Genomic DNA, 15,330 nt, shown 5'->3' with positions numbered 1-15,330 from the left:
AAGCCGATTGACCGGATGTCCGCAATGCATCTTGATGTGCAGGATCTGAGGAACTTCTACTACCGCAGCACCCTTGGGCGCGCGGCACAGGCAGCTATTCGCGGGCGGCTGACCGAGCTCTGGCCCGAAGCCAAAGGTCAGACGGTTGCCGGTTTTGGCTTTGCCGTGCCGCTGTTGCGCCCTTATCTGGCCGATGCGCGCCGGGTCATCGGGCTGATGCCCGGCCCGCAGGGTGTGATGCCCTGGCCTGCGGGGATGCCCAATGTCTCGGTCCTGACGGAAGAGACCCGGTGGCCCATTGAAACCGGTCACGTGGACAAGCTGGTGGTGATGCACGGGCTGGAAACGTCCGAGCGGCCAAACCAGCTGCTCGAGGAATGCTGGCGTGTTTTGGGCCCTGGTGGCAGGGCCGTGTTCATTGTTCCGAACCGGGCGGGTCTGTGGTCACGTACGGACAAAACGCCATTTGGCTTTGGTCGTCCCTATTCCGCCACTCAGCTGGAAAATCAGCTCAGGTCGCATTACTTCCTGCCCGAGGCGCATTGCTCGGCTCTTTACATGCCGCCGTCCTTCCGGCGGTTCTGGTTGAAATCGGGCAGTCTGATCGAAAAAACCGGACAGCGCATTCCAACTGTCATGGCGGGCGGGGTGTTGATGGTTGAGGTCACAAAGAACATTCATCCGCCTCGGGGCAATGTCACCAAAGATGCCATAAGGAAGCCGATCAAGGCGCTTGACGGTTTGCTAAAGCCTGCATGACAACTGCGTGCATCCCAAAGTGACAAATTCGCGAGAAAAAAGTCACAGGAATCGCAAAAACCTGCATATTCGTAACATTTTTCAACCGGGTTGACGGGTCCAAACGGTCGCACTTGGTGTAAGTGTATGAAAATTAACATTTTGTGGATAAATCTGTTACCGCTATAGCGTATTGCTTGGTTGGTTCACCTCTGCTACATCCCCGGTGATTTTGATCCCCGACCGTCTGGCCGGGGTTTCCTCACGCCCCAAGGTAGCGGCCGCTACCCAAAATCGGGGCCTCAAATATCGGAAGGGTGGACGTGTCCGAACCAGCTTCGATTTCCACAGGCATCGCCGAGCGCTATGCCACCGCGATCTTCGAGATCGCAAAAGAGAATAATGACCTTGCGGGTCTGGAATCCGGCATCAATGATCTGGCAGCAGCACTGGGCGACAGTGCCGACCTGCGTGACCTGATCGCATCGCCTTTGATTTCGCGGGCCGAGCAAGAAGGAGCAATTGCCGCTGTTGCTGACAAGATGGGGCTGAACGCCATCCTGCGCAACACGCTGGCTCTGATGGCGCAGAAACGCCGCCTGTTTGTTGTGCCGCAACTGGTGCAGGTGCTGCGTGACATGCTGGCAGATGAGCGTGGCGAAGTGACCGCCGATGTCGCCTCGGCCAAGGCGCTGACCAAGACACAACTGGAAAAACTGTCCAAGACGCTGTCCGAGCGTGTGGGCAAGACCGTAACTATCAATGCGACCGTGGATGAAAGCCTCATCGGCGGTCTTGTCGTCAAAGTGGGCTCGAAAATGATCGACAGTTCGATCCGTTCGAAGCTGAACTCCCTACAGAATGCAATGAAAGAGGTCGGATAAATGGGAATCCAAGCTGCAGAGATTTCTGCAATCCTGAAGGACCAGATCAAGAATTTTGGTCAGGAAGCCGAAGTGGCCGAGATCGGTCGCGTGCTGAGCGTCGGTGACGGGATTGCCCGTGTATATGGCCTGGACAACGTTCAAGCCGGTGAGATGGTCGAATTCCCCGGCGGCATCATGGGTATGGCGCTGAACCTGGAAAGCGACAACGTCGGTGTCGTTATTTTCGGTTCTGACCGTGACATCAAAGAAGGTGACACTGTCAAGCGCACCAACTCGATCGTGGACGTTCCGATCGGTGACGAGCTGCTGGGCCGTGTTGTTGACGGTCTGGGCAACCCGCTGGATGGCAAAGGTCCGATCAATGCCACCAAGCGTGGCGTTGCAGACGTCAAGGCACCTGGCATCATCCCGCGTAAATCGGTGCACGAACCGATGGCAACCGGCCTGAAATCGGTTGACGCGATGATCCCGATTGGCCGTGGCCAGCGCGAGCTGATCATTGGTGACCGACAGACCGGTAAAACCGCTGTGGCTCTGGACACCATCCTGAACCAGAAGGTCTATAACGAAGCAGCAGGCGACGACGAGTCGAAGAAACTGTACTGCGTTTACGTTGCGATCGGTCAGAAACGTTCGACCGTTGCCCAGCTGGTGAAGAAACTGGAAGAATCCGGTGCGATTGAGTATTCGATCGTTGTCGCCGCAACCGCGTCCGACCCGGCACCGATGCAGTTCCTGGCACCCTATGCCGCAACCGCGATGGCGGAATACTTCCGTGACAATGGCCGCCACGCGCTGATCATCTATGATGACCTGTCGAAACAGGCCGTGTCCTACCGTCAGATGTCGCTGCTGCTGCGCCGCCCGCCGGGCCGCGAAGCCTATCCGGGTGACGTTTTCTACCTCCACTCCCGCCTGCTGGAACGTTCGGCGAAGCTGAACGAAGACTTCGGCGCAGGTTCGCTGACCGCTCTGCCGGTTATCGAAACCCAGGGTGGTGACGTTTCGGCCTTTATTCCGACCAACGTGATCTCGATCACCGACGGTCAGATCTTCCTGGAAACCGAACTGTTCTATCAGGGCATCCGTCCTGCTGTGAACACCGGTCTGTCGGTTTCGCGTGTGGGCTCGTCGGCTCAGACCGACGCGATGAAATCGGTTGCCGGTCCGGTCAAGCTGGAACTGGCTCAGTATCGCGAAATGGCGGCCTTTGCACAGTTTGGTTCCGACCTCGACGCCGCAACCCAGCAGCTGCTGAACCGCGGTGCGCGCCTGACCGAGCTGATGAAGCAGCCGCAGTACTCGCCGCTGACCAACGCGGAAATCGTCTGCGTCATCTTCGCGGGCACCAACGGTTACCTCGATAAGATCGACGTGTCGGATGTTGGCCGCTACGAGGCTGGCCTGCTGGCGCATCTGCGCGGCAAGCACGCTGACCTGCTGAAGTGGATCACCGACGAAGATCCGAAGATCAAAGGCGACGCGTCCGACAAACTCAAAGCAGCGATCGACGAATACGCCGCGACCTTCGCTTGATAGGAGGTTCCGATGCCTAGTCTGAAGGACCTTAAAAACAGGATCGAGTCGGTCAAATCGACCCGCAAGATCACCAAGGCCATGCAGATGGTCGCGGCCGCAAAACTGCGCCGCGCCCAGGAATCTGCCGAAGCCTCGCGCCCTTATGCCGAGCGGTTCAATGCCGTGATGGCCGGGCTGGCGGCGTCGGTCGGGGGCAGCGACAGCGCCCCCAAGCTGCTCCGTGGTTCGGGCAGTGATGATGTCCATCTGCTGGTTGTGTTGACAGCTGAACGCGGCCTGTGTGGCGGCTTCAACTCGAACATCGCCAAGCTGGCCCGCCAGAAGGCGGAAGAGCTGCGCGGCAAGGGCAAGACGGTCAAGATTCTGACCGTCGGCAAGAAAGGCCGCGACGCGCTCAAGCGTGATTTTGGCGATCTGTTCGTTGGGCATGTGGACCTGAGCGAGGTCAAGCGTCTGGGTTATTCCAACGCGCAGGACATCGCAAAGGACATCCTGTCCCGCTTCGACGGGGGCGAGTTCGACGTTGCCACGATCTTCTACTCGAAGTTCGTCAACGTTGTGACCCAGATCCCGACGGCACAGCAAGTCATCCCCGCCTCGTTCGAGGAATCGGAAGGTGACGACAGCGGTGCCATTTTCGACTACGAGCCCAGCGAAGAGGCCATTCTGGCCGACCTGCTGCCCAAGGGGGTTGCGACCGCGATCTTCTCGGCTCTGCTCGAAAACGGAGCGTCTGAACAGGGCGCGCGGATGTCCGCAATGGACAACGCGACACGCAACGCGGGTGAGATGATCGACAAGCTGACGATCCAGTTCAACCGCTCGCGTCAGGCCGTGATCACCAACGAGCTGATTGAAATTATTTCCGGCGCCGAGGCGCTGTAGAGACAAACCGGAGACGAAACATGGCGAATGCAAAAGGCAAAGTCACACAGATCATCGGGGCCGTCGTCGACGTGCACTTCGAAGATCAGCTGCCTGAAATTCTGAACGCGCTGGAAACCACCAACAACGGCAAGCGCCTGGTGTTGGAAGTTGCTCAGCACCTGGGTGAAAACACTGTCCGCACCATCGCGATGGACGCGACCGAAGGTCTGGTCCGTGGTGAAGTGGTCACCGACACCGGTGCACCGATCTCGGTTCCGGTTGGCAACGCCACCCTGGGCCGCATCCTGAACGTGGTCGGCGAGCCGATCGACGAAAAAGGCCCGGTTGAGGCAACCGAAGCGCGCGCGATCCACCAGCCCGCACCGACCTTTGCCGAACAGTCGACCGAGTCCGAAGTTCTGGTCACCGGCATCAAGGTGGTTGACCTGCTGGCCCCTTACGCCAAAGGCGGTAAGATCGGCCTGTTCGGCGGCGCCGGCGTTGGTAAAACCGTTCTGATCATGGAACTGATCAACAACATCGCAAAAGTGCACTCGGGCTTCTCGGTGTTTGCGGGTGTTGGTGAACGGACCCGTGAAGGCAACGACCTGTATCACGAGATGATCGAATCGAACGTGATCAAGCCGGACAACCTGTCGGAAAGCCAGGTGGCCCTGGTTTACGGTCAGATGAACGAGCCTCCGGGTGCGCGTGCGCGTGTTGCTCTGACCGGTCTGACTCTGGCCGAGCAGTTCCGCGACCAGTCCGGTACCGACGTTCTGTTCTTCGTCGACAACATCTTCCGCTTTACACAGGCGGGTTCCGAGGTGTCGGCTCTGCTGGGTCGTATTCCGTCCGCCGTGGGCTACCAGCCGACACTGGCTACCGACATGGGTGCCCTGCAGGAACGCATCACCTCGACAAAGGCCGGATCGATCACTTCGGTGCAGGCGATCTACGTGCCTGCGGACGACTTGACCGACCCTGCGCCGGCAACCTCGTTTGCTCACTTGGATGCGACCACCGTTCTCAACCGTGCGATCTCGGAAAAGGGTATCTACCCGGCGGTTGACCCGCTCGACTCGACCTCGCGCCTGCTCGACCCGGCCATCGTCGGCGAAGAGCACTACAAGGTTGCGACCGACGTTCAGCAGATCCTCCAGCGCTACAAGTCGTTGCAGGACATCATCGCCATCCTCGGCATGGACGAACTGTCGGAAGAGGACAAGCTGACCGTGGCCCGTGCCCGTAAGATCGAACGCTTCCTGTCGCAGCCGTTCGACGTGGCCGAGGTCTTCACCGGCTCGCCGGGTGTTCAGGTTCCTCTGGATGTCACCATCTCGTCGTTCAAGGCCGTTGTGGCTGGCGAATACGATCACCTGCCCGAAGCAGCCTTCCTGATGGTTGGCGGCATCGACGAAGTGATCGCCAAAGCCGAAAAAATGGCAGCAGCAGCCGCCTAAGGAGTATCCCTGATGGCAAACACGATGCATTTCGACCTCGTCAGCCCCGAGCGGAGCCTTGCTTCGCTCGAGGTCACCGCGGTCCAGATTCCCGGCGCGGACGGGGACATGACGGCGATGCCCGATCATGCCCCCACCATCACAACGCTGCGCCCCGGTCTGCTGAAGGTTGAGGCACCCGAAGGGTCCAGCGAATACCTGGTCACCGGCGGGTTTGCCCAGATCAACGGCGACAGCCTGTCGGTTCTGGCCGAAAAGGCGGTTCCGGTTTCGGAAATCACCCGTTCGCATATGGACGAGCTGATTGCCGAGGCACGCGCCTCGCACGAAGCGGCAAAGGGCGGCGACGACATGTCGATCGTCGACGAAGCCGCCAAGCTGCTGGCCGATATGGAAGCTCTTGGGACACATATGAGCCTGTAATTGGCTTAACAGTGGAAAATTGGAATGGCCTCGCAATTGCGGGGCCGTTTTTTTGTCGTGCTTTTGCCAGAAAGCCGGGGTAAGTTGCGGAAATTCAAGTATAATGATGAAAACATGAAAAAATTTCTGACCCATCCCATTGGCATCGATCAGGGTGAAAGTGTTCTGTTTTCGGAATTTGCCGAAGGCGGGGACATGTGGACTGGCGAAGGCCCCCGCGAACGCCGGAAACCCATCCAATTCAAGGGCACGTTTCTTAGCCCGCCCATGGTTCAGATCGGGATTTCCCTTTGGGATGTCGACACATCATCAGCCCTGCGCGCCGAGGTTCAGGCAGAAAATATCACCTCGGAAGGGTTCGAAGCGGTGTTTCGGACATGGTCCGACACGCGGATTGCCCGGATCCGGATCAGTTGGACCGCGTTCGGAGAGGTGGCGCATCCAGACGACTGGAACATTTCCTGATCCGGGGCTTGCAGGACAGGCGCGGGGCTCAGTCGTCCTGCGCTTCGATCATGTCGACCCGTGTGGCGTGGCGGCCGCCTTCGAATTCGGCCCCCAGAAACGCATCCACAATATCCAGCGCCTGACCTTCGCCGACAACGCGCGCGCCAATCGACAGCATGTTGGCATTGTTGTGCTGGCGGATCATCCGCGCAGAAAACGCATCCGAACAGACGCCGCAGCGAATGCCGGGTACCTTGTTTGCAGCCATCATGATGCCCTGACCCGTGCCGCAGAGGATAATACCCAATTCGCAATCACCCGATGCAACAGTCAGTGCCGCGGCCTTGCCGTGTTTGGGATAATGGGTGCTTTCAGAGGTCGTCGGGCCGATATCGACCACGTCCCAGCCTTGCTGCGCGATGTGGTTGGCCACGGCCTGACGCAGCTCGATTGCCGCGTGGTCGCTGGAAAGAACAATGCGTTTGTTGCCAGTCATGGAGATCGGTCCACTTGTGTCGCTGATCGCGCACATGGGTCAGGCTTGTGCGCAATCGATGGTTCAAAAAGAAAGGGACGACACATCCTGTCGCCCCGTCCAAACTCAATCCATCTGGTACATGGATTCGTAGATCGGTGTCAGCGTCTTGTCTTCGAACAGGGATGACACGCTGGTTCCGTTCCAGATGTTCAGGATCGCCTGCGTAAAGATAGGCGCGGTCGGAACAATGCGGATGTTCTTGGCGCCCAAAATCTCTTTGGTCGGCTGGATCGTGTCGGTCAGCACCAGCGACTTCATCACCGAGTTTGTCACCCGTTCCACCGCAGGGCCGCTCATGACGCCATGCGTGATGTAGGAATGAACCTCTTTCGCACCGTTATCCAGCAGCACCTGCGCCGCCTTGCACAGCGTTCCGGCGGTGTCGCACATGTCGTCCACGATCAGACAGATCTTGTCCTTCACATCCCCGATCACGGTCATCTCGGCGACTTCGCCCGCTTTCTCGCGGCGCTTGTCCACGATCGACAGAGGGGCGTTGATCCGCTTGGCCAGTTCGCGCGCGCGGGCCACGCCGCCCACGTCGGGTGAAACCACCATGATTTCATCCAGATTTCCCTTGAACTGATGCTTCACATCCAGCGCAAAGATGGGCGAGGCATAAAGGTTGTCCACGGGCATATCGAAAAAACCCTGAATCTGGGCCGCGTGCAGGTCCATTGTCAGGATCCGTTCGATCCCGGCCCCGGTCAGCATGTTGGCCACCAGCTTGGCGCTGATGGGCGTGCGGGCCTTGGTGCGACGGTCCTGACGGGCGTACCCGAAATACGGAATCACGGCGGTGATCCGCTGCGCGGACGACCGGCGCAGAGCATCTGCGATGATCAACAGTTCCATCAGGTTGTCATTGGCCGGGTTCGAGGTCGGCTGGATAATGAACATATCCTCGCCGCGCACATTCTCGAACACTTCGACGAAAATCTCACCGTCGTTGAACCGTTCGACACGCGCATCGACCAGACCCTGATCAACGCCTCGGTACAGGCTCATGCGGCGTGCGATGGCTTGGGCAAGCGGAAGGTTGGCGTTCCCAGCGATAAGCTTGGGTTCGTGAAGTGTCGGCATCGGCTGAGGTCCCCGGGCAGCAATGGCAATGTGACAGAATCGTGATGTTGACACCGCTTAGCATGGCCTTACCGTCCCGCAAAGGTAACGCAGCGGAGAAAGTGCACATGACCCAGATTGACTACTTTTTTGCGACACTCTCGCCCTATTCCTATCTGGCAGGGATGCGGCTGGAAGAAATCGCGGCAAAACACGGCGCCACGATCAACTATAAACCGCTGGACATTATCGCCCTGTTCGCGCGCACCGGGGGAACCCCTCCGAAAGACCGGCATATCTCTCGTATCGAATACCGCGCACAGGAGCTGCTGCGCCAATCCAAGAATCTGGGGATGGAGTTCAATCTGAAACCCGCGCACTGGCCGACCAACATGGCCCCGTCATCTTATGCGGTTATTGCCGCGATCAAGGACGGCTCGGGCGATGTGGGCAAGCTGAGTCATTCCTTCCTTCGCGCCTGCTGGGCCGAGGAAAAGGATATCGCACAGGACGATGTTATCCGCGAATGTCTGACGCAAGCCGGGTTTGATCCCGGTCTGGCAGACAGCGGCTTGCTGGTGGGGGCAGAAACCTATGCCGCCAACCTAGAGGAAGCCGTGGACCGGGGTGTATTCGGCGCACCGTTCTATATCACGCCCGACGATCAGCGGTTCTGGGGTCAGGACAGGCTGGACGATCTGGATCGGCATCTGGCCAAGATGAACGGGTGACGGTCAGGGCCGTGATGCAATCCGTTTTCGTCAGGCACTTGGGTGAGGGGGAGCGGAAACTGCTCGCCCTCCATTGCACGATTGCGCATTCCGGTGCCTGGTCTGGTTTGGCCAGTGCGCTGGATGGCTGCGCGTCATTTATTGCCCCGGATATGCTGTCGCATGGGCGCAGCCCGGATTGGGACGGGCAGGGTGATTTCTTTGACGCTGTGACCAAACCCGCCTTGGCTGAATTGACCGAACCCATGGATGTAATCGGGCATTCCTTTGGGGCGATGATCGCGCTCAGGCTGGCGATCGAACATCCTGACCGCGTGCGCAGCCTGATCCTGATCGAACCCGTGTTCTTTGCAGTTGCAAAACAGGATGCGCCGCTGTTGTTCGACCAGCACGAACGGGACTCCGAGCCGGTCAATGCGGCCTTCGCGTCTGGTGACAAGGTTTTGGCCGCGCGCCTGTTCAACAGGGCGTGGAGCACAAAGATCAGCCCCAAATGGCCTGATTTGCCCGAACGCACGCGGGCAAATATGGTGCGCGGGATCGATGCGGTTCCGGCTGTGCAGCCTGTGCTCTACGATGATCAGGCAGGTTTGCTTGACCCGGATCGGCTCCGGCGTGCATCGATGCCGACCCTGCTGCTGAGCGGGTCAGAGACGCCGCCGGTGATCCACGCGATTTGCGCCGGGCTGCAACGGCGTCTGCCTGATGCGCGCCATGAAAGCATCAGCGGCGCAGGGCACATGCTGCCGATTTCACACCCTGATGAAACCGGCGCTTTGCTGCGGGCGTTCTGGCAGGCCAACGCCCCGATAGGCGTTAAAGCAGATTGAGAAACTGATCGATCTCCGCCGCTCCGATGGACCAGTCGCAAACCAGCCTGCACGCAAGGATTTCGTTATCATCCTCGCCGTCCAGCTCTGCCCCCCAAAGGTGATAAACCGCGCCGGCCTCGTGCAGCTGCTTGTGCTTCGCGCGTGGGAATGAGGCAAAGATCATATTGGCCTGCGGTTCGTGCAGAAACGCGGCCCCCTTGGCGCGCAAACCCTCGGCCAAGCGGGCGCAGTTGTCATTGGCCTGACGTGCCATCTTCAGCCACAAGTCGTCTTCCAGATAGGCGGCCATCTGAGCGGACAGATAGCGGTGCTTGGAAAACAGATGCGCCCCGCGTTTGCGCCGCAGCTCAAACTCCCAGGCTTTGCTTTCATCAAAGAACACCACCGCCTCGACACCCATCAGACCGTTCTTGGTGCCACCAAAACTGACAGCATCCACACCTGCTTTCCATGTCATATCCGCCGGGGAGCAGTTCAGCGCAACCAACGCGTTGGTAAAGCGCGCGCCGTCCAGATGTACAGGCAGGCCGTACGTCTTGGCGACCCCGCACAGGGCCTGCAACTCTGCCAGCGAATAAACCGATCCGCGCTCGGTCACTTGTGTGATCGACACGGGTCCGCGCTGCGGCCCATGTACGCCGCGTGTTTCTTCACCCAGAATTGACCCGCGCAGCGCCTCAGGGGTCATCTTGTCTCCGCCCGGAACCAGGGTCAGCTTGGCGCCGCTGTAAAACTCCGGTGCGTTGCATTCGTCCTCGTGGATATGCGCGACTGGGGAACAGAAAACCGTTTCCCAAGGCTTTGACAATGTTGCAAGGGCCAGAGAATTCGCGGCTGTCCCCGTCGCCACCAGATAGACCGCAGCACCCGGAGCCTCGAAGATGCTGCGGATACGGTCGCGCACCTCGTTCATCAGCGTATCCGCACCATAGGCCATCTGATAGCCCTGATTGACCTCGGCCAGCCTGGCCATGACCTGCGGATGAACCGGCCCGGAATTGTCAGACGCGAAATGCATCAGCTTGGCTCCTCGATTATGTAATCTTCCCACTCTTCCATGGGTGTCTCAAACTCGGACACTGTGCGCCCCTGAACCGAGACCCCGGCGGCATGCACACTGTCCGCTGTACCAGATATCAACGGGTGCCAGTCGTAAAGCGGTTTGCCTTCCCACAACAACCGATACGCGCAGGTTTGTGGCAACCAATAGGCATGTTCGTCGATATTGTCGGGGGTCATGACGATGCATTCGGGCACGAATTGATGCCGGATGTCGTATTGTACGCAGCGGCAGCTTTCGTCATCCAACAGGCGGCACGCGACGCAGGTCAGGGCAACCTCGCCCGTGTCTTCATCTTCCAGCTTGTTCAGGCAGCATTTGCCGCAGCCATCACATAACGCCTCCCACTCGCGCTGGTTCATTTGGCGCAGGGGTTTGCGCTCCCAAAACCGGGCAGGCAGGCCCGTGCGTTCAATCGGATCAACACTCATAGGGTGGTCAATATACCGCGGGCCTGTTTGCAGTCGGCATCCATCTGCGTGATCAGACTCTCCAGCCCGTCAAATGTCATCTCGGGGCGCAGAAAGTCGATCAGACCCACCGACAGCGTCGCCCCGTACAGATCGCCCGAAAAGTCGAACAGGAAGGTTTCGATATTGGGCACCTGGCCGTTAAACATCGGACGTACCCCGATCGAGGCCGCGCCGTGATAGCTGCCTTTATGCGGCCCATCCAACACGTCCACCAATACGGCGTAGACACCGAACTTTGGCGGGTGCAGCCCTTCGATGGACATATTCGCGGTGGGAAAGCCCAACTCGCGCCCGCGCTGTTCGCCCCCGATCACTTCGCCTTCGATCCGGTGCCAGTGTCCCAGCATCGCGGCTGCGTCCCGTGGTCGGCCGTCGCTCAGCGCGGTGCGAATGGCGGTTGAGGACACAACGTTTTCCGACCGTTCCATCAAAGGCGCAATCGTCACGCCGAACCCCATGTCCCGCCCGAACCGCACCAGATCCTGCGCCGTGCCGCTGCGGCCCTTGCCAAAGCAGAAATCGGCCCCCACCACGACATGCGACAGGCCCAGCCCGTCGCAGATCACGTTGCGTGCAAACTCTTCCGGCGATAGCCCTGCCAGCGCGGCGTTGAACGGCAGTTCATACAGCTTCTCTACGCCCAGCTTTTCCAGCCGGTGCGCCCGCGCATTGCCCCGCATCAGGCGGAACGGAGGCGTGTCCGGCGCAAAATACTCCCGCGGATGCGGCTCGAAGGTCAACACACCCAGCGGCGCGTCTGGCGCAGCATTACGGGCCAGTTCGATGACCGACTGGTGCCCCAAATGAACGCCGTCGAAATTCCCGATTGCCACGCTGGCGCCGCGATCTTCTGGCTGGACGAACTGGATATCCCGGATGATGTGCATAGACGATTGCGTAGCGGCGCGAGTCAATTTGTTCAAGCGGCAGTTTGAATTCCAAGAATGCGATCCTGCGAATGAGCTTTGAACATTTCGCTTGGCCGGGAAATGGACGAGGCCAATCCAAGTATTTCAGACCAGGCGTCTCCAACCGCTTGATTCAAAAAAAACTCCGGGTTTAGACTGAAAATCCGGTTCTCTGGATTTACAGCGAGCCGGATCAAAGCCCGGCCAGGTTCGAACGAACCCAGCACAGGAGGCAGACCCATGTACCGAATGCGACTGTTCGCGATTCGTCATGCCCGCACTTTCGAGTGGATCTATAAATGTGTCGAACGCGGCATGGTCGCGATGGACCCGCTATTTGCAAAGATCGGATATAACCGCGTCGAACGCCCCATTGCACTGGTCGAGAAGGGCGTCAAAACCCTGTTGTTCGATTGCAAGATGTGCGGGCAATGCGTGTTGTCATCCACCGGAATGTCCTGCCCGATGAACTGCCCAAAGCAATTGCGCAATGGCCCATGTGGCGGCGTACGTCCCGGCGAGTTCTGTGAGGTGAAGCCGGATATGAAATGCGTCTGGGCCCTGGCCTGGAACGGAGCCAGCCGTATGCGGGACGGAGCCGACAAGATAAAAGAAGTTCTGCCACCGGTGGAGCACACGTTGAAAGGCTCGTCATCCTGGTTGCGGGTCAGCCGCGAGATTGCAGCGCACGAGCGCGAGACCCGGGATGCTGCCCGATTGGCGCTGGCCGAGGCATTCCCCGAAGCGCGCGAGAATGAACCTTCTGCGGCACCACTGGCCGCCGAACCACCCAACGCGATAAACCGGGAACTGAAGAAATGAGTGATACCCATCGCAACGAGGTGGAGCCGATTGGCTATGTTCCGGTTCCCCAAGGATATGTGTCGCACAGCCGGTTGGAAAAGGTACTCCGTTCAGGCCGTTTCGCAGTCACCGCCGAATTGAACCCACCCGACAGTGCCGACCCCGAGGATGTTTTTCAGGCGGCCCAACCGCTTGGTGAAGTGGCTGACGCGATCAATGCAACCGATGCTTCGGGCGCGAACTGTCACATGTCCTCGATTGGGATTTGTGCCTTGCTGACGCGCGCGGGTTATTCTCCGGTCTATCAGATTTCCTGCCGCGACCGGAACCGGATTGCCATTCAGGGAGATGTTCTGGGGGCTGCGGCGTTGGGCGTCAGTAACGTGCTGTGCCTGACCGGCGACGGCGTCGGCGTCGGGGATCAGCCGGGGGCAAAACCGGTTTTCGATTTCGATTCCCTGACCCTGTTGCGGACGATCCGCACGATGCGCGATCAGGGAATGTTCCTTTCTGGTCGTAAGATCACGCGCCCGCCGCAACTGTTCCTTGGTGCTGCCGAAAACCCCTGTATCCCGCCTTATGACTGGCGACCTGACCGTCTGGCAAAGAAGGTTGAGGCCGGGGCCGAGTATATTCAGACCAATTACATCTACGACATTCCGCTGTTCGAGAAATTCATGGCGCGGGTGAGGGATGCGGGGCTGGACAAGAAAGTGTTCATCATCACGGGCGTCGGCCCCATCGCGTCAGCGCGTGCGGCACGCTGGATGCGCAGCAATGTTCCCGGCATTCACATCCCCGATCAGGTAATCGAGCGGATGGAGAAAGCCGAAAAACCAGCTGACGAGGGCAAAAAGATCTGTATCGAACTGATCCAGCAGATTCGCGATATCGCGGGGGTGTCCGGTGTTCATGTGATGGCCTACAGGCGCGAACACGTGGTGTCAGAGATCATTCTGGAATCCGGTGCGTTGAAAGGGCGAAAACGCGCCCGCCTGTCCTGAAAGTCACAGGCAAAAAACAGCGCTCAAACAAAAAAGGCGCCGGTCGGGCGCCTTTTGCATGGATGTGTTCGCCGATCAGTCGAACTTGCGCGACGGAGCCAGTACCATGGCTTCGCCGATCAGAACCTTCTTACCCTCGACCGAGCAATGACAATCCAGTTTGACGCGGCGCTTGGAAAAGTCGATGTCGATGACTTTGACCTCGGCATAAACCATGTCACCGGGGCGCACGGGGGCCAGGAACTTCAGTGACTGCCCCATATAGACCGTGCCATGGCCCGGCAGTTGTTCACCAATTACGGCCGAGATCAGCCCAGCTGTCAGCATTCCGTGTGCGATGCGCCCTTCGAAGATTGTATCGCGGGCATAATCATCATCCAGATGCACCGGGTTCCGGTCTGTCGAGACCTGCGCGAACATCTCGATATCTTCGTCCGTCACCACTTTACGCAGGTGGCGGGACATGCCCATTTCGATGTCTTCGATACAGATCGTTCCGCGTGGAAGATTGTCCAACATGTTGCCCTCACTCGAAATCGACCGAGAAAGAAAAAACCACTATCCGGCCTAGGTTGGCAACTTTATTACTTCGCAGTTGCAGAAAATCAAGTCTTTTCTTGCTATCTCAATCGACCGATTGTGTAGGTCGGGTTGATCTTTTCCCTTTCGATATAAGCCGTTAGGGATTCGTGATCCGGATGGTGCGACGTTTTTGTCTCAGCCGCCGCCAGCCCGCCCGAAATGAACAGGGAATCAATGCCTTCACCCATGCCCCCCAGAATGTCCGTATGGGGGCCGTCGCCGATCACCAGAATGTCGCTGTCCGGGATATCATGGCCCAGTTCCTGCAACCTGCGGCGCGCCAGATCGTAGATCGGCGGGTGCGGCTTGCCGAAATACAGGCTCTCGCCGCCCATCTCGGTATAGAGCTTGGCCAAAGCGCCGGCACACCATTCGCGCACCTCGCCGCGATCGACAACAATATCGGGGTTTGCGCATAGCAGCTTCATGCCCATCTGCTTGGCATAGAGGAAATCGGGGCGGTTCACGTCCGGGTCAGCCATCGGATCAAAGGGACCACAGCAGACGATCCCCTCGGCCTCTCTCAGCGGGACGCGTTCGATATGGATCGGGTGGTGCAGCAGTTTCAGTGGCTCGAAAAAGCCTGCATCGCGCTGCCATTCTCCCATGAAGTAAACCTTGTGCCCGACAGCGCCACGGAACATCGCCGACCGCGCGGAATCGCCGCTGGTGGCAATGGTGTCATAGGCATCTGCGGGAACATTGAACTGCATCAGTTGCTCGGCCACACCCGCGCGGGGTTTGGGCGAGTTCGTGACCAGCACGACAAGCCCCCCGTCCGCGCGATAGGCTTGAAGGGCTGCGACAGCTTCGGGATAGGCCGTGATCCCGTTGTGAACGCACCCCCACAGATCGACAAACAACGCTTTGTAGCGGGCAGAGATTTCGGACAGCGCGTGAACGATCTGGGTCATATGTGGCCTCAAGCTGAAACTGCACGAGCCTTATGACCGATTGGCAAGGGATTGGCC

At 58.9% G+C, this 15,330-nt stretch carries 18 protein-coding genes; 11 read left to right on the top strand and 7 right to left on the bottom strand.

Annotated elements, in window-relative coordinates; all coding sequences use genetic code 11:
- Positions 1 to 24 precede the first annotated feature (24 nt).
- From ACR0J7_RS10050 to ACR0J7_RS10020, 7 genes are all read left to right on the top strand, one after another.
- On the top strand, positions 25 to 759 hold the full coding sequence (locus ACR0J7_RS10050) for a class I SAM-dependent methyltransferase (protein ID WP_480622105.1): 735 nt from the start codon (positions 25 to 27) through the stop codon (positions 757 to 759).
- A 302-nt stretch (positions 760 to 1,061) separates the two neighbouring features.
- Positions 1,062 to 1,622: a F0F1 ATP synthase subunit delta gene (locus tag ACR0J7_RS10045; RefSeq protein ID WP_209598051.1), complete on the top strand. Its 561-nt coding sequence runs from the start codon at positions 1,062 to 1,064 to the stop codon at positions 1,620 to 1,622.
- The gene (atpA, locus tag ACR0J7_RS10040; protein ID WP_209504804.1) at positions 1,623 to 3,161 is read left to right on the top strand and encodes a F0F1 ATP synthase subunit alpha; all 1,539 of its coding nucleotides are present in this window, start codon (positions 1,623 to 1,625) and stop codon (positions 3,159 to 3,161) included.
- A gap of 12 nt (positions 3,162 to 3,173) precedes the next feature.
- Positions 3,174 to 4,049: a F0F1 ATP synthase subunit gamma gene (locus ACR0J7_RS10035; protein ID WP_480487549.1), complete on the top strand. Its 876-nt coding sequence runs from the start codon at positions 3,174 to 3,176 to the stop codon at positions 4,047 to 4,049.
- A 20-nt stretch (positions 4,050 to 4,069) separates the two neighbouring features.
- Positions 4,070 to 5,494 carry a F0F1 ATP synthase subunit beta gene (gene atpD / locus ACR0J7_RS10030; protein ID WP_209504802.1) on the top strand — a complete coding sequence of 475 codons (1,425 nt, stop codon included), beginning with the start codon at positions 4,070 to 4,072 and terminating at the stop codon, positions 5,492 to 5,494.
- A gap of 12 nt (positions 5,495 to 5,506) precedes the next feature.
- Positions 5,507 to 5,917, top strand: coding sequence for a F0F1 ATP synthase subunit epsilon (locus tag ACR0J7_RS10025; RefSeq protein WP_209504801.1), 411 nt, complete (start codon positions 5,507 to 5,509; stop codon positions 5,915 to 5,917).
- Between the two features lie 114 nt (positions 5,918 to 6,031).
- Positions 6,032 to 6,382 carry an H-type lectin domain-containing protein gene (locus ACR0J7_RS10020; protein WP_480482280.1) on the top strand — a complete coding sequence of 117 codons (351 nt, stop codon included), beginning with the start codon at positions 6,032 to 6,034 and terminating at the stop codon, positions 6,380 to 6,382.
- A gap of 28 nt (positions 6,383 to 6,410) precedes the next feature.
- Here ACR0J7_RS10020 and rpiB read toward each other — a convergent pair whose 3' ends face one another.
- Both rpiB and ACR0J7_RS10010 read right to left on the bottom strand, forming a co-directional pair.
- The gene (gene rpiB / locus ACR0J7_RS10015) at positions 6,411 to 6,860 is read right to left on the bottom strand and encodes a ribose 5-phosphate isomerase B (RefSeq protein WP_480482278.1); all 450 of its coding nucleotides are present in this window, start codon (positions 6,858 to 6,860) and stop codon (positions 6,411 to 6,413) included.
- Between the two features lie 105 nt (positions 6,861 to 6,965).
- Positions 6,966 to 7,985: a ribose-phosphate pyrophosphokinase gene (locus tag ACR0J7_RS10010; protein ID WP_209504798.1), complete on the bottom strand. Its 1,020-nt coding sequence runs from the start codon at positions 7,983 to 7,985 to the stop codon at positions 6,966 to 6,968.
- 107 nt (positions 7,986 to 8,092) lie between these two features.
- Here ACR0J7_RS10010 and ACR0J7_RS10005 point away from each other — a divergent pair, with 107 nt between their 5' ends.
- Together ACR0J7_RS10005 and ACR0J7_RS10000 are read left to right on the top strand one after the other, a co-directional pair.
- The gene (locus ACR0J7_RS10005) at positions 8,093 to 8,695 is read left to right on the top strand and encodes a DsbA family protein (protein ID WP_480557821.1); all 603 of its coding nucleotides are present in this window, start codon (positions 8,093 to 8,095) and stop codon (positions 8,693 to 8,695) included.
- Between the two features lie 14 nt (positions 8,696 to 8,709).
- Positions 8,710 to 9,525: an alpha/beta fold hydrolase gene (locus ACR0J7_RS10000; RefSeq protein WP_480914090.1), complete on the top strand. Its 816-nt coding sequence runs from the start codon at positions 8,710 to 8,712 to the stop codon at positions 9,523 to 9,525.
- Here the strand turns inward: ACR0J7_RS10000 and ACR0J7_RS09995 are convergent.
- The 3 genes from ACR0J7_RS09995 to ACR0J7_RS09985 are packed head-to-tail and all read right to left on the bottom strand — an operon-like array spanning position 9,512 to position 11,948.
- Positions 9,512 to 10,546 (bottom strand): threonine aldolase family protein, encoded by a 1,035-nt coding sequence (locus ACR0J7_RS09995; protein WP_480914088.1) that lies wholly within the window; start codon positions 10,544 to 10,546, stop codon positions 9,512 to 9,514. The genes ACR0J7_RS10000 and ACR0J7_RS09995 overlap by 14 nt on opposite strands.
- Entirely contained in the window at positions 10,546 to 11,019 is a 474-nt protein-coding gene (locus ACR0J7_RS09990) for a YcgN family cysteine cluster protein (protein ID WP_209504795.1), read from the bottom strand. Before ACR0J7_RS09990 ends, ACR0J7_RS09995 begins: the two co-directional genes overlap by 1 nt.
- Positions 11,016 to 11,948 (bottom strand): bifunctional riboflavin kinase/FAD synthetase, encoded by a 933-nt coding sequence (locus ACR0J7_RS09985; RefSeq protein WP_480475451.1) that lies wholly within the window; start codon positions 11,946 to 11,948, stop codon positions 11,016 to 11,018. Before ACR0J7_RS09985 ends, ACR0J7_RS09990 begins: the two co-directional genes overlap by 4 nt.
- Positions 11,949 to 12,209: 261 nt before the next feature.
- Here ACR0J7_RS09985 and ACR0J7_RS09980 point away from each other — a divergent pair, with 261 nt between their 5' ends.
- Complete coding sequence (locus tag ACR0J7_RS09980) at positions 12,210 to 12,791, top strand: methylenetetrahydrofolate reductase C-terminal domain-containing protein (protein ID WP_209598048.1); 582 nt, start codon at positions 12,210 to 12,212, stop codon at positions 12,789 to 12,791.
- A complete protein-coding gene (locus ACR0J7_RS09975) occupies positions 12,788 to 13,777 on the top strand; it encodes a methylenetetrahydrofolate reductase (protein WP_480914085.1) in 990 nt (329 codons plus the stop codon). Before ACR0J7_RS09980 ends, ACR0J7_RS09975 begins: the two co-directional genes overlap by 4 nt.
- A gap of 75 nt (positions 13,778 to 13,852) precedes the next feature.
- On the opposite strand, the gene ACR0J7_RS09970 is transcribed toward ACR0J7_RS09975, so the two are convergent.
- Both ACR0J7_RS09970 and ACR0J7_RS09965 read right to left on the bottom strand, forming a co-directional pair.
- Complete coding sequence (locus tag ACR0J7_RS09970) at positions 13,853 to 14,296, bottom strand: MaoC family dehydratase (RefSeq protein ID WP_209504791.1); 444 nt, start codon at positions 14,294 to 14,296, stop codon at positions 13,853 to 13,855.
- A 101-nt stretch (positions 14,297 to 14,397) separates the two neighbouring features.
- Complete coding sequence (locus ACR0J7_RS09965) at positions 14,398 to 15,273, bottom strand: TIGR01459 family HAD-type hydrolase (protein WP_209504790.1); 876 nt, start codon at positions 15,271 to 15,273, stop codon at positions 14,398 to 14,400.
- Positions 15,274 to 15,330 lie beyond the last annotated feature (57 nt).

This window comes from Ruegeria sp. O4, from assembly GCF_056535125.1.
Note: the sequence above shows the minus strand (reverse complement) of the source record. Positions and strands in the feature narration are given on the sequence as shown.

Bases quoted from the DNA above. Each gene is read 5' to 3' on its own strand.
- ACR0J7_RS09985 (WP_480475451.1), bottom strand. From the start codon at position 11,948: ATGCACATCATCCGGGATATCCAGTTCGTCCAGCCAGAAGATCGCGGC.
- ACR0J7_RS10020 (WP_480482280.1), top strand. From the start codon at position 6,032: ATGAAAAAATTTCTGACCCATCCCATTGGCATCGATCAGGGTGAAAGT.
- ACR0J7_RS09970 (WP_209504791.1), bottom strand. From the start codon at position 14,296: ATGTTGGACAATCTTCCACGCGGAACGATCTGTATCGAAGACATCGAA.
- ACR0J7_RS09990 (WP_209504795.1), bottom strand. From the start codon at position 11,019: ATGAGTGTTGATCCGATTGAACGCACGGGCCTGCCTGCCCGGTTTTGG.
- ACR0J7_RS10035 (WP_480487549.1), top strand. From the start codon at position 3,174: ATGCCTAGTCTGAAGGACCTTAAAAACAGGATCGAGTCGGTCAAATCG.
- atpA (WP_209504804.1), top strand. From the start codon at position 1,623: ATGGGAATCCAAGCTGCAGAGATTTCTGCAATCCTGAAGGACCAGATC.
- ACR0J7_RS10000 (WP_480914090.1), top strand. From the start codon at position 8,710: ATGCAATCCGTTTTCGTCAGGCACTTGGGTGAGGGGGAGCGGAAACTG.
- ACR0J7_RS10005 (WP_480557821.1), top strand. From the start codon at position 8,093: ATGACCCAGATTGACTACTTTTTTGCGACACTCTCGCCCTATTCCTAT.
- ACR0J7_RS09965 (WP_209504790.1), bottom strand. From the start codon at position 15,273: ATGACCCAGATCGTTCACGCGCTGTCCGAAATCTCTGCCCGCTACAAA.
- ACR0J7_RS10010 (WP_209504798.1), bottom strand. From the start codon at position 7,985: ATGCCGACACTTCACGAACCCAAGCTTATCGCTGGGAACGCCAACCTT.
- rpiB (WP_480482278.1), bottom strand. From the start codon at position 6,860: ATGACTGGCAACAAACGCATTGTTCTTTCCAGCGACCACGCGGCAATC.
- ACR0J7_RS09995 (WP_480914088.1), bottom strand. From the start codon at position 10,546: ATGCATTTCGCGTCTGACAATTCCGGGCCGGTTCATCCGCAGGTCATG.
- atpD (WP_209504802.1), top strand. From the start codon at position 4,070: ATGGCGAATGCAAAAGGCAAAGTCACACAGATCATCGGGGCCGTCGTC.
- ACR0J7_RS09975 (WP_480914085.1), top strand. From the start codon at position 12,788: ATGAGTGATACCCATCGCAACGAGGTGGAGCCGATTGGCTATGTTCCG.
- ACR0J7_RS10025 (WP_209504801.1), top strand. From the start codon at position 5,507: ATGGCAAACACGATGCATTTCGACCTCGTCAGCCCCGAGCGGAGCCTT.
- ACR0J7_RS09980 (WP_209598048.1), top strand. From the start codon at position 12,210: ATGTACCGAATGCGACTGTTCGCGATTCGTCATGCCCGCACTTTCGAG.
- ACR0J7_RS10050 (WP_480622105.1), top strand. From the start codon at position 25: ATGCATCTTGATGTGCAGGATCTGAGGAACTTCTACTACCGCAGCACC.